This window comes from Enterobacter soli ATCC BAA-2102 (genome assembly GCF_001654845.1).
Lineage (GTDB): Bacteria > Pseudomonadota > Gammaproteobacteria > Enterobacterales > Enterobacteriaceae > Enterobacter > Enterobacter soli.
Genome location: NZ_LXES01000037.1, coordinates 25,885 through 38,626, shown reverse-complemented (window position 1 = coordinate 38,626; position 12,742 = coordinate 25,885). Strand labels below are relative to the sequence as shown.

Here is a 12,742-nt window from a genome sequence, read left to right as displayed (position 1 = left end):
AAAGCTAGGACGTTGCTATACATTTGCCAGGATAAACTGACAAATAGCGCACTATATGAGAAGGAATAGTCCGAATCCGATCGCCGCGGCCCAGGCCAGCATCGGCAGAGACCATACATGGAATCGCCACCAGATACGGCGGTCGTTAGCCATCCGCAGGGCAATCAGATTGGCAAGCGAGCCAGGCAGCAGACCAAACCCGCCAATGTTTACCGCCCAGGCCAGTAGCACAGTCGGAGGCACATAATTGAGGAGCAAAATGGTTGAAGGAACATTGCTGATAAACTGCGACAAACCGATTGCTGTGAGCCACAAACCTGCCTGCGACAAACCGCTGACACTGTGCAGGACATGCTGTAAAACCGGCAGTTGGATAAGCAGATGGACATCAATAAACATGGCCATAAATACCAGCAACAGCGTCCAGTCCACGCTAACCAGAACACGTCTGGCGAGAATGAAAAATCCGCAGGCAACCAGCCCCACGCCGACCAGCTCTTGTTTCATCTCCAGCGCCGTCAGGAAGACGATATACAGCGCAAGGCAGCTCCAGACCAGCCGCGGTTTCCACTCCGGGCCTGTTGTTCCGCTGTGGTACTGCAATCTCTTATCCGGGAACGCAAACCAGCAAACCACCAGCAACGACACCATCATCACCAGTGCCAGCGGCGTCATCTGCCAGGTGAATGCAGCAAACGACAGCCCGGAACGCCCCCACAGCAGAATATTTTGCGGGTTACCAATGGGCGTTAAAAGTGAGCCCGCATTAACCGCCAGTGCTTCAAAAATGATAAGCCTGGTAACCGGGATCTCGCAGAGCTTACGTAACGTAAGGGTCAGTGGCACAACAATAAACAGCGCCACATCGTTGGTCAGGAAGGTCGACAGTACGGCAGCTGACAAGACCATAAATAGCGCCAGCTTGCGCTCGGTGGCAAAGCGGCGCACCATTTTGCGCCCCAGTACGTCAAAATAGCCGCTCAGCTCGACACCTTTGGTGAGCATCATTAAACCGCTGAGCGTGATGATCGTGCGCCAGTCGATAGCCGCAGGCCAGGTGTGCGGTGCAAAAGGAACAAAAAAGCTTAACCCTGCCCCGATAATCAATAAGAGATGAAAGAAACGATCGCGTTTCAGCGCCTGCAATCCTGGAAACGTCATTCCGCAGATGGCCCGTATTTCATGGTGAATTCGTGGAATTTCGCCAGCGTCTCTTCACTGACGTGGTGTTCCATGCCTTCGGCATCCCGGCGCGCAATATCCTGGCTTACGCCCAGTACCAGTAAAAAGTTCTCTACTATCTGGTGGCGCTCGCGGCTCGCATGGGCCAGCTTTTCGCCCTCAGGCGTCAGGAATACGCCACGCCAGGGGATCATTTCAATTAAGCCCACCGAGGCCAGTCGTTTTAACATTTTGGCGACAGTTGGTTGTGAAACACCCAGACGCGCGGCCATATCTACCTGGCGCGCTTCTCCAACCTCACGAATCAAATCCGAGATCAGCTCAACGTAGTCATCAATTAACTCACGACGATGCGCTTCGCGCACCTGACGAAACCCTTCAACATGCTCTTCAACATTAACCAGTTGCGTCGTTTTTTTTATTGTTGGCTTACCTGCGCGACGGTTCATTGTGTGTCCTCAATGGGGGTGACGCTTCCAGCGCCGTGTAACGAGAGCGCCATTGTAAACCATAGCTGTACAAGCACAAAAAATTAACGAAATAGCCGTAGCTATACAATATAGCCTGTGCTATATCTGTATGTAATGCAGTCACCCTTCACGGATCGAAGGGGTCTTAAATCAGGAGGTCTTATGAACGAATTCAAGAGGTGTATGAACGTGTTTACTCACTCTCCCTTTAAAGTACGGTTAATGCTGTTATCGATGCTGTGCGACATGTTTAACAACAAACCGCAGCAGGACGATAAACCTTCTCATTAAGCGGCGTCGCGGTACGCCGCTTCATTTTTTCGTCACAATCCCCGTGTAAAATGGCTTTCGGCCGCCTAATTCCCGCACTTTTTCGCGGATTTGCAATCCCCCTCGCAAAACATCTGCTTAGCAACTGTTGACCTTATTTACCGCTAGCACTATCTTCGTGCAGCCCTGCACTATTTGCGGCTCGCTGAAGCGGACCCACATTCCCTTTCCACGCACTGTCAGGCAGGCTTTGACCCTTGACGCCAGGGTGAGCACATGGCGTTTTCATGATAGTGACCTATGAATTTAACCCTGAAAGATACACTTGTTACCCGCAGCCGGGCCTTAAGCCCGTGGACGGGATTCTACTTTCTGCAATCGCTGCTGATAAACTTTGCGCTTGGCTATCCATTTAGCCTGCTTTATGCCGTGGCTTTTACCTGCATTCTCCACGTGTTGTGGCGAAGTGCTCCGCGCGCGCAAAAAACGTTAGTCGGGATCTGTTCTCTGGTCGCTGCGTTTTATTTTCCGTTTGGCCAGGCCTATGGCTCGCCAAACTTTAATACCCTGCTGGCCCTGCATTCCACCAATATGGAAGAGTCGACAGAAATACTGACGATTTTCCCGTGGTACAGCTACGTGGTCGGCCTCTTCATCTTTGCGCTGGGCGTCATCGCCATGCGCCGTAAACCCGAAGAGAAAAAAACCTGGGGTAAAATTGAACACCTGTGCCTGGTCATTGGCGTAGCGACCTTCTTTGTCGCCCCGATTCAAAACCTTGCTTGGGGCGGTGTGTTTAAGCTCAAAGATACCGGTTACCCGGTTTTCCGCTTCGTGAAAGATGTGGTGGTCAATAACCAGGAAGTTGTTGATGAGCAGGCACGCATGGCTGAGCTTTCAAATATGAAAGACACCTGGAACGTGCTGGCGGTTAAACCGAGGTATCACACCTATGTGGTGGTGATTGGTGAAAGCGCCCGTCGTGATGCGATGGGAGCGTTTGGCGGCCACTGGGATAACACGCCGTTTGCCAGCTCGGTTAATGGCACCTTATTTACCGATTACATCGCCGCCAGCGGCTCAACGCAAAAATCGCTCGGTCTGACGTTAAACCGCGTGGTTGACGGTAAACCGCAGTACCAGGATAACTTTGTCACCCTGGCTAACCGCGCCGGTTTCCAGACCTGGTGGTTCTCTAATCAGGGGCAAATTGGCGAGTACGATACGGCAATTGCCAGCATTGCAAAGCGTGCTGACGAAGTTCAGTTCCTGAAAAGCGGTGATTTTGAAGCCGATAAAAACACCAAAGATGAAGCGTTGCTGAAAATGACCGCTCAGGTCTTTGCCAACCAGCGCACGCAGCCACAGCTGATTGTCTTGCATCTGATGGGTTCGCACCCGCAGGCTTGCGACCGTACCCAAGGGAAATACGCTGAATTCGTTCAGTCGAAGGAAACCTCGTGCTACCTCTATACCATGACGCAAACGGATGAGCTGCTGAGCAAGCTCTATGATCAGTTGCGTAATACCGGGGAAAGTTTCTCGATGGTCTATTTCTCTGACCACGGCTTAGCGTTCAAAGAACGGGGAAAAGAGGTGCAGTATCTGGCGCATGATGACAAGTACCAGCAGAACTTCCAGGTACCGTTTATGGTGCTGTCGAGCGATGATAAAACGCATCGGATCGTGAAGGCACGCCGTTCGGCGAATGATTTCCTTGAGTTCTTCTCCCAGTGGACCGGGATTTCCGCAGAAGAGATAAAAAATGATTACCCGTTTGTTTCGGGTAAGAAGGCTCCCCCAGTGTACATTACCAACTTCAAGTTACAGAAAGTTGACTATAACCACCTGGGTACGGATATCTTCGATATCAAGAGTAAGTGACAATTCCAACAAGCCCAGGCTGCACGAACGCCTCCCTCTCCTCTTTGGGGAAAGGGTTGGGGTGAGAGGGAACATACAGCTCAGGTGGTTACTCCGTTCACTTTATGTTCCTTGCTACTCTGTCACCCCAATACCGGTGAACGTGCCAGGGTAGCTCACCGCCGCTACCCTGGCGACCCGGGCTCCCGGCAAGAAAATGACTGGGGAAGCTGCATCCCTGTATTTTCCCCATAAAAAAATCCGCCACATTGGGCGGATTTTTTACTGGCTCACCGGAGTGATTAGAAGCGGTAACCTACGCCCGCGATCCAGGTGCCAACGTCAACGCTGCGAATACGGCTCTGCTCATAGGAGAAGTCCAGAGCAACGTTTTCGATTGGGTTGAACTGTAAGCCCGCGCCATAGGAGAAACCGTAGTCGCTGGTGCTTGCAGTGCGGTTAGCACCTTCGTTTTCAGTCTGCTGGAATTTACCGTAACCAACACCCACAACGCCGTAGATGCTTGCCCAGTCGTTCAGACGGTAAGCTGGACCAGCGGTGATACCGTAGTACTGGCTCTTGTTGTAAGCGCTGTTGTCGAAACGGTCTTTCTCAGTGTAAGTGAAGGAACCGATCACACCCAGTGGGTTGTTGTCCTGCTCGTAGCGGTATTTCAGGTTGAAACCGTTAGCTTTGTTCATCACGCCCTGCATATCGCTCTGAGCGTAACCACCAGTAACAGTAGAAGTAGCAGCTACAGCGGTACCTGCGGAAACAGCCAGAACAGCTGCCAGTGCTGAAAGACATGCAATTTTTTTCATAACCACCTCAAATGTGCTTCAAGTAAATCCGTAAGTTTTAAATATATCAAAAATTCTTGTGAAACTCTTTCTGATTCATGGTGTCTAATGAAGCCTTTCCTGTAACAGAACGTTTCCAGTATCAGCTATCTCTTTCAAATAACGCAGAATTTCCACATCAAAAATCTAATACTGCGCGTCAATGCCGCTGTATTCATCCAGATTATTCTTAATCTGACAGCCGATAAATCCATCAACACTTAACCATTTTACGGATTTCATACGTTTTTTTTTCAACGGCGTCTCAACCGTTGCAGCATATTTCCATATACACTGCGGCTTTTACTTCACTTGACATAAATTGACAGGAGAAAGGATGCCAGGGTTATCCCGCAAAACGTCGGTCTGGATGCCGGTAGCAGTCATACTCATCGCCATGCTCTCCATTCAAAGTGGTGCGTCGCTCGCAAAATCGCTTTTTCCGCTGGTCGGTGCGCCTGGCGTAACCGCGCTGCGTATCGCACTGGGTACGGCGATACTGGTGGTTATTTTCAAACCCTGGCGGTTGCGCTTCAAAAAAGAACAACGCCTGCCCCTGCTGTTTTACGGGCTGTCGCTGGGGGCCATGAACTATATGTTCTACCTCTCGATTCAGACCATACCGCTTGGGATTGCCGTTGCTCTCGAATTCACCGGCCCACTGGCCGTGGCGCTTTTCTCCTCCCGCCGTCCGGTAGACTTTATCTGGGTGGTGTTAGCCGTACTGGGCTTATGGTTCCTGTTACCGCTCGGCCAGGATGTGTCGCAGATTGATTTAACGGGCGCTGCACTGGCGCTGGGCGCGGGAGCCTGCTGGGCGGTCTATATTCTTACGGGCCAGCGCGCGGGTGAAGAGCATGGCCCGGCAACGGTTGCCCTGGGCTCATTAATTGCCGCGATCGTCTTTGTCCCTGTTGGCATGGCGCAGGCAACGGAATCTATCTGGCAATGGTCAGTCATGCCGATAGGGCTTGCCGTTGCCATCCTCTCTACGGCACTGCCCTACTCTCTGGAGATGATTGCCCTTACGCGTCTGCCGACAAGGATCTTTGGAACGCTGATGAGTATGGAGCCCGCGCTGGCGGCGATCTCCGGGATGGTGTTCCTCGGTGAGACGCTGACCTTCACCCAGACACTTGCACTCTGCTCTATTATTGCCGCGTCAATGGGATCCACGCTGACCCTGCGCCGCGAAAGCAAAGTCGAAAAAATCGATATTAATTGATGAGCTTGATTCTGCATGGCGAAATAGCCATGCAGAATATACGCCAGTATCTCTTCCTGTATAATTCACTCACAATTTTCGCATTATTCTGAAATATCATTACCGTACTATTCCGCACGATGGGAAATAGTAACACTTCTGCAACCAATACATTATCGCAATGATAATAAAGACATTTAACCCTCAAGACACTCTACGCTATTAAACTGATAGGCAGGACCGAAGCCGCAATATCCTGAACAGGTGCTATACTCTTTTTCGTTAATTACCTGGGACACAAACATCAAGAGGATATGAGATTATGAGTACCGCTAAACTGGTAAAAACGAAATCATCTAATCTGCTTTATACCCGCAACGATGTATCAGATAGCGATAAGAAAGCGACTGTTGAGTTGCTGAATCGCCAGGTGATCCAGTTCATTGATCTGTCGCTGATAACGAAACAGGCTCACTGGAATATGCGCGGCGCAAACTTTATTGCCGTACATGAAATGCTGGATGGATTCCGTACCGCCCTGACCGAGCACCTGGATACCATGGCCGAACGTGCTGTTCAGCTAGGGGGCGTAGCGCTAGGTACAACGCAGGTCATCAACAGTAAAACACCACTGAAAAGTTACCCGCTGGATATTCACACCGTTCAGGATCACCTGAAAGAGCTGGCGGACAGGTATGCGATTGTCGCTAACGACGTTCGTAAAGCGATTGGTGAAGCCAAAGACGAAGACACCGCGGACATCTTCACCGCCGCATCCCGCGATCTGGATAAATTCCTGTGGTTCATCGAGTCTAACATCGAGTAATCCATACGATTTTTCTATCAAGCCCTCGCTTTCAGCGGGGGCTTTGCACTTTTATGGTGCGCATTTTTTTGTTCACCCCCTGCAAAAGTGAACGAAATGTAATAATCACCTCACACAACCGTTAATAGAAGATTGTTTTTTCGTCAGAACCTGCGCTAAATATCACCCCGTCAGTTGACCAAAACGAAGCGCACCAAAAAGGTGCTCCATCTTGGTGCAATAAAACAGGATTGCCACGTTTATTGTGCAACCTGTGACATCATCCTCTTTGCAAAACAACAAGTTGTAAAGTTGGCACGATTTTTTCATGGTGCCTGTTGTTCTCGCAGGGGATCGCCCCGTGGATATAAAAGGAAATGCTATGAAGTCTGTATTAAAAGTTTCACTGGCTGCACTTACCCTGGCTTTTGCGGTGTCTTCTCAGGCCGCCGACAAACTGGTTGTGGCGACCGACACGGCGTTCGTTCCGTTTGAATTCAAACAGGGTGACAAATACGTTGGTTTCGATGTGGATCTGTGGGCCGCTATCGCAAAAGAACTCAAACTGGATTACACCCTGAAGCCAATGGATTTCAGCGGCATCATCCCGGCACTGCAAACCAAAAACGTTGACCTGGCGCTGGCAGGTATCACCATTACTGACGAACGTAAAAAAGCGATCGACTTCTCTGACGGCTACTACAAAAGCGGCCTGCTGGTGATGGTTAAAGCTGACAATAACGACATTAAAAGTGTTAAAGATCTCGACGGTAAAGTGGTTGCTGTAAAAGGCGGTACCGGTTCTGTTGACTACGCAAAAGCAAACATCAAAACCAAAGATCTGCGTCAGTTCCCGAACATCGACAACGCGTACATGGAACTGGGCACCAGCCGTGCTGATGCCGTTCTGCACGACACACCAAACATCCTCTACTTCATCAAAACTGCGGGCAACGGCAAGTTCAAAGCAGTGGGTGAATCTCTGGAAGCACAGCAGTACGGTATTGCGTTCCCTAAAGGCAGCGATGACCTGCGCACTAAAGTGAACGGCGCGCTGAAAACCCTGAAAGAGAACGGCACGTACAACGAAATCTACAAAAAATGGTTCGGTACTGAACCTAAATAAATCAACCTGATCCATCAGGTACTGTAAAGCCCGGTAGCGCTTACGCTTACCGGGCCTACAATTTTAGTCATCCCTCTGGCTAAATTTTTGTTTTCACCACGGTATACAGGAATACATCATGCAGTTTGACTGGAGCGCCATCTGGCCTGCCATTCCTCTCTTGCTTGAAGGCGCCAAAATGACCCTGTGGATTTCGGTCCTCGGTCTGGTTGGCGGGTTGATTATCGGTCTTGTCGCCGGTTTCGCCCGCACCTACGGTGGCTGGATTGCTAACCACATCGCACTGGTTTTCATCGAAGTGATCCGCGGTACGCCAATCGTCGTACAGGTCATGTTCATCTACTTCGCCCTGCCTATGGCATTCACCGATCTGCGCATCGATCCGTTCAGCGCGGCCGTTGTCACCATTATGATCAACTCCGGTGCGTACATCGCGGAAATCACCCGTGGTGCGGTACTGTCGATTCATAAAGGTTTCAGCGAAGCGGGCCTGGCTCTGGGTCTTTCACGTCGCGAAACGATCCGCCACGTTATCCTCCCGCTGGCGCTGCGCCGTATGCTGCCACCGCTGGGTAACCAGTGGATCATCAGTATTAAAGACACGTCGCTGTTTATCGTTATCGGCGTTGCTGAACTGACCCGTCAGGGCCAGGAGATTATTGCTGGCAACTTCCGTGCGCTGGAAATCTGGAGTGCGGTAGCCGTTGTCTATCTGATTATCACTCTGGTTCTGAGCTTTGTTCTGCGTCGTCTTGAAAGAAGGATGAAAATCCTGTGATTGAATTTAAAAACGTTTCCAAGCACTTTGGTCCAACCCAGGTGCTGCACAATATCGATTTAAATATTAAACAGGGCGAAGTGGTGGTCATTATCGGGCCCTCTGGATCCGGTAAATCTACCCTGCTGCGCTGCATCAACAAGCTGGAAGAGATAACCAGTGGCGACCTGATTGTCGACGGCCTGAAAGTCAATGACCCGAAAGTGGACGACCGTCTGATCCGTCAGGAAGCAGGAATGGTGTTCCAGCAGTTCTACCTGTTCCCACACCTGACGGCGCTGGAAAACGTGATGTTTGGCCCACTGCGCGTGCGCGGGGCCAACAAAGCGGCAGCAGAAGCGCTGGCGAAAGATCTGCTGGCGAAAGTTGGTCTGGCGGAGCGTGCGCACCACTACCCTTCTGAGTTGTCCGGCGGCCAGCAGCAGCGTGTGGCGATTGCCCGCGCGCTGGCAGTGAAACCGAAAATGATGCTGTTTGATGAGCCAACCTCTGCACTCGATCCTGAGCTGCGCCACGAGGTGCTGAAAGTCATGCAGGATCTGGCAGAAGAAGGGATGACGATGGTTATCGTTACCCACGAAATCGGCTTTGCCGAGAAAGTGGCTTCTCGCCTGATTTTCATTGATAAAGGCCGTATCGCTGAAGATGGCAACCCGCAAGAGCTTATTGCGAACCCGCCAAGCCAACGTTTGCAGGAATTCCTGCAACACGTTTCCTGATACACCTTTCAGCCACAAGGCCGGGTCAGCGAAAGCTGCACCCGGCTTTTTTTTGCCAGATTGTTCCCAAAAATCCTCCACTGCCTCCTGCCTTCTATACTTATCATTTCATTCGACATTTTCACCGGAGGACGCCGTGCCGTGGATACTGTTGCTTGTACTTAGCCTGTTTTGCGCCCCTTCTCTTGCGGTCGCGATCCCGGGCGTTACCACCGGAACCTCGTCCACCGCGCAGAATACGCCCCCACCAGAACCTGATGCCGAACAAAAAAAAGCGGCCTATAGCGCGCTGGCCGATATCCTTGAAAACGATACTTCACGCCAGGCGCTCATCGGCCAGTTACGTAACGCCGCCGCCACGCCGTCTCAGGAGCCTGTCCCCGCTATTGCGCCGCCAGAGACAGCTGAACAAAAAACGGTGCTGGAAAATGTTACCGAGGTAAGCCGGCACTACAGTGAAGCCCTCTCTTCACGCTTTGCCCAGCTCTGGCGCAACTTAATTGGTTCTCCGCATAAGCCTTTCAACCCGCAGACTTTTACCACTGCGGTGAGCCATTTCCTGATGCTGGCAGCCATTGTGTTTGCTTTTTACTGGCTGGCACGCCTGTGCGCCTGGCCGCTGTACCGCAAAATGGGTCAGTGGGGACGAAGAAAGAATCGCGACAAGGGCAGCTGGTTTCCGTTACCGCTAATGATTACCGGTGCATTTATCATTGATTTACTGCTGCTGGCCCTCACCCTGTTTGTCGGGCAGATATCGAGCGACGCGCTGAATGCCGGTAGTAAAACCATCGCCTTTCAGCAGGCGCTGTTCCTGAACGCGTTTGCCCTGATTGAGTTCTTTAAGGCGCTGCTACGCCTCATTTTTTGCCCGGGCGTGCCGGATCTTCGCCCTTTTGCCATTCAGGATAAGAGCGCTAAATACTGGGCTCTAAGGTTGAGTATTCTCAGCGGGTTGATTGGCTATGGGCTGCTGGTTGCCGTGCCAATCATTTCTAATCAGGTGAATGTCCAGTTCGGCGCACTGGCCAACGTGTTGATCATGCTCTGTATTACCGTCTGGGCGTTGTACCTGATCTTTCACAACAAAAAACACATCACCGAGAGTCTGCTGCAACTGGCCGATCGTTCTCTTTCGTTCTTCAGCCTGTTCATACGCGCCTTCGCACTGGTGTGGCACTGGCTGGCAAGCGCTTACTTTATTGTGCTGTGCTTCTTCTCCCTGTTTGACCCGGGCAACAGCCTGAAATTTATGATGGGAGCCACGTTCAAAAGCCTGGCCATTATCGGCATTGCTGCCTTCGTTTCGGGCCTGCTTTCACGCTGGATCTCAAAAACTATCACCCTATCGCCACAGGTTCAGCGCAACTACCCAGAGCTGCAAAAGCGGGTGAATGGCTGGGCGTCGGTATCACTTAAAGTGGCGCGGATCCTTACCGTCTGCGTTGCCGTGATGCTGCTGCTGAACGCCTGGGGGCTGTTTGATTTCTGGAACTGGCTGCACAACGGTGCGGGGGAAAAGACCGTCGATATTCTGATTCGCATCGCGCTGATCCTGTTCTTCTCAGCCGTAGGCTGGACGCTGCTGGCGAGTCTGATAGAGAACCGTCTGGTTTCGGATATTCACGGCAGGCCGCTGCCGAGTGCCCGTGCCCGCACGCTGTTAACCCTTTTTCGCAATGCGCTGGCGGTTATTATCAGCACCATTACCATCATGATTGTATTGTCAGAAATAGGCGTGAATATCGCCCCGCTGCTGGCCGGTGCAGGCGCACTGGGGTTGGCTATCTCCTTCGGGTCGCAAACGCTGGTGAAGGATATTATTACCGGTATCTTCATTCAGTTTGAGAACGGTATGAACACCGGGGATCTGGTGACTATCGGGCCATTAACCGGCACGGTCGAACGGATGTCCATTCGTTCTGTTGGCGTGCGTCAGGATACCGGCGCGTACCACATTATTCCGTGGTCATCGATTACCACCTTCGCAAACTTCGTACGCGGTATTGGCTCAGTAGTGGCGAATTACGATGTTGACCGCCATGAAGATGCCGATAAAGCAAAGCAGGCGCTACAGGCCGCGGTGGAAGAGTTACTGGAGATGGACGGCATTCGGGGGCTTATCATTGGCGAGCCCTCTTTTGCCGGTATTGTCGGGCTTACCAATACGGCGTTCACGCTGCGTGTGTCGTTCACCACCCAGCCGCTTAAACAGTGGACCGTGCGATTTGCGCTCGACAGCATGGTGAAAAAACACTTTGATCTGGCGGATGTGCGAATGCCGGTGCAGACCTATCAGGTGTTGCCATCACCGGCATCAGCGCCACCGCCGCAGGAACCGACGCTGTAGCCGTGTTGCCGGGTGGCGGCCTCGCCTTACCCGGCCTACACAAGAGGATTATTTGCTGCGTTTGTTATCGTCCATAAACGACCACGCGATAAAGCGGCTCTGCTTCTGGCCTTGCGCCATCTCTTTTTTCACCACTTTAACCGCACCCGCTTCCGTTAACGCACGATACAGCGGCGGCAGGTTGTCCCCGCGAGAAACAAGGGTTGTAAACCATTTCACCTGACGGCCAAATGCTTTGCTTTGGGCGATCATTTTGGGAATGAAGGCTACTTCGCCACCCTCACACCACAGCTCCTGCTGCTGGCCACCAAAATTCAGTGCGCCATCTTCAGCCTGCCCCAGATTACGGCGTTTACGCTCGCTGCCAGCACGCGCAGAAGCCGCAGAGTCATGGAATGGCGGGTTGCACAGGGTGGCATCGTACTGCTCATTCTTATGAATAATGCCGTTAAAAATATCTGCGGCATCTTTCTGCCGACGCAGTCGAATGGCACGGCTGAGTCCAGCATTGGCATTGATAATCGCCTGCGCACTGGCGAAGGCACTGGCGTCAATTTCCGTTCCGGTAAAACGCCAGCCATATTCATGCGCGCCAATCAGCGGATAAATCAGGTTCGCGCCAGTGCCGATATCCAGGATCGTGGCCTGTTTCGGGATAACGCCTGCGTTATCTTCAGCCAGCAAGTCGGCAAGATGATGGATATAATCCGCACGCCCAGGCACGGGTGGGCAGAGAAAGCCTTCGGGAATATCCCAGTGCGCAACGCCGTAATAGTGGGCAAGCAACGCTTTATTGAGCATTTTGACAGCCTGCGGATCGGCAAAGTTAACCGACGGTTCACCCGCAGGCGTTTGCACAATAAAGTCCTGCAGCGGTGGGCAGCTCAGGCACAGCGCCTGCATATCATAACGGCTGCGGTGACGGTTACGCGGGTGCAACCCCGGCTTTTGGGAAGTCATGGCATTCTCCTTTAAACAGCGGCGTAAGATACCCTTTGCCGACTCCAGGGTAAATATCTCTGTGCATGAGGCAAAATTACGAAAAAAATCAGTGGCCTGTATGTCTATGATCTGTCAGTGATTTGTCAATTTATATCGTTCAAAAAATAAGCAGATCATCATCAAATATTTGCTCT

The 12,742-nt window shown here is 51.7% G+C and carries 12 protein-coding genes; 8 read left to right on the top strand and 4 right to left on the bottom strand.

The window, feature by feature from the left end:
- Positions 1 to 51: 51 nt before the first annotated feature.
- Together M987_RS12495 and mntR are read right to left on the bottom strand one after the other, a co-directional pair.
- The gene (locus tag M987_RS12495) at positions 52 to 1,161 is read right to left on the bottom strand and encodes an anion transporter (RefSeq protein ID WP_014069463.1); all 1,110 of its coding nucleotides are present in this window, start codon (positions 1,159 to 1,161) and stop codon (positions 52 to 54) included.
- A complete protein-coding gene (gene mntR, locus M987_RS12490; RefSeq protein WP_014069462.1) occupies positions 1,158 to 1,631 on the bottom strand; it encodes a manganese-binding transcriptional regulator MntR in 474 nt (157 codons plus the stop codon). The genes M987_RS12495 and mntR overlap by 4 nt, the downstream gene beginning before the upstream one ends.
- 183 nt (positions 1,632 to 1,814) lie before the next feature.
- Here mntR and mntS point away from each other — a divergent pair, with 183 nt between their 5' ends.
- Positions 1,815 to 1,943 (top strand): manganase accumulation protein MntS, encoded by a 129-nt coding sequence (gene mntS / locus M987_RS12485; RefSeq protein ID WP_014069461.1) that lies wholly within the window; start codon positions 1,815 to 1,817, stop codon positions 1,941 to 1,943.
- A gap of 279 nt (positions 1,944 to 2,222) precedes the next feature.
- The gene (locus M987_RS12480) at positions 2,223 to 3,806 is read left to right on the top strand and encodes a phosphoethanolamine transferase (RefSeq protein WP_014069460.1); all 1,584 of its coding nucleotides are present in this window, start codon (positions 2,223 to 2,225) and stop codon (positions 3,804 to 3,806) included.
- Between the two features lie 281 nt (positions 3,807 to 4,087).
- Here the strand turns inward: M987_RS12480 and ompX are convergent, their stop codons facing one another.
- Positions 4,088 to 4,606 carry an outer membrane protein OmpX gene (ompX, locus tag M987_RS12475; protein WP_014069459.1) on the bottom strand — a complete coding sequence of 173 codons (519 nt, stop codon included), beginning with the start codon at positions 4,604 to 4,606 and terminating at the stop codon, positions 4,088 to 4,090.
- A gap of 355 nt (positions 4,607 to 4,961) precedes the next feature.
- Here ompX and rhtA point away from each other — a divergent pair, with 355 nt between their 5' ends.
- The 6 genes from rhtA (at position 4,962) to ybiO (ending at position 11,606) form a co-directional block, all read left to right on the top strand.
- Positions 4,962 to 5,849: a threonine/homoserine exporter RhtA gene (gene rhtA / locus M987_RS12470; RefSeq protein ID WP_014069458.1), complete on the top strand. Its 888-nt coding sequence runs from the start codon at positions 4,962 to 4,964 to the stop codon at positions 5,847 to 5,849.
- 301 nt (positions 5,850 to 6,150) lie between these two features.
- Positions 6,151 to 6,654 carry a DNA starvation/stationary phase protection protein Dps gene (gene dps / locus M987_RS12465; protein ID WP_014069456.1) on the top strand — a complete coding sequence of 168 codons (504 nt, stop codon included), beginning with the start codon at positions 6,151 to 6,153 and terminating at the stop codon, positions 6,652 to 6,654.
- 361 nt (positions 6,655 to 7,015) lie between these two features.
- The gene (gene glnH / locus M987_RS12460) at positions 7,016 to 7,759 is read left to right on the top strand and encodes a glutamine ABC transporter substrate-binding protein GlnH (protein WP_014069455.1); all 744 of its coding nucleotides are present in this window, start codon (positions 7,016 to 7,018) and stop codon (positions 7,757 to 7,759) included.
- 118 nt (positions 7,760 to 7,877) lie between these two features.
- Positions 7,878 to 8,537, top strand: a complete 660-nt coding sequence (gene glnP / locus M987_RS12455) for a glutamine ABC transporter permease GlnP (RefSeq protein WP_003858462.1) — start codon at positions 7,878 to 7,880, stop codon at positions 8,535 to 8,537.
- On the top strand, positions 8,534 to 9,256 hold the full coding sequence (glnQ, locus tag M987_RS12450; RefSeq protein WP_014069454.1) for a glutamine ABC transporter ATP-binding protein GlnQ: 723 nt from the start codon (positions 8,534 to 8,536) through the stop codon (positions 9,254 to 9,256). Before glnP ends, glnQ begins: the two co-directional genes overlap by 4 nt.
- 136 nt (positions 9,257 to 9,392) lie before the next feature.
- On the top strand, positions 9,393 to 11,606 hold the full coding sequence (ybiO, locus tag M987_RS12445; protein ID WP_014069453.1) for a mechanosensitive channel protein: 2,214 nt from the start codon (positions 9,393 to 9,395) through the stop codon (positions 11,604 to 11,606).
- Between the two features lie 48 nt (positions 11,607 to 11,654).
- Here the strand turns inward: ybiO and rlmF are convergent, their stop codons facing one another.
- Positions 11,655 to 12,566 (bottom strand): 23S rRNA (adenine(1618)-N(6))-methyltransferase RlmF, encoded by a 912-nt coding sequence (gene rlmF / locus M987_RS12440; RefSeq protein WP_014069452.1) that lies wholly within the window; start codon positions 12,564 to 12,566, stop codon positions 11,655 to 11,657.
- Positions 12,567 to 12,742: the final 176 nt, after the last annotated feature.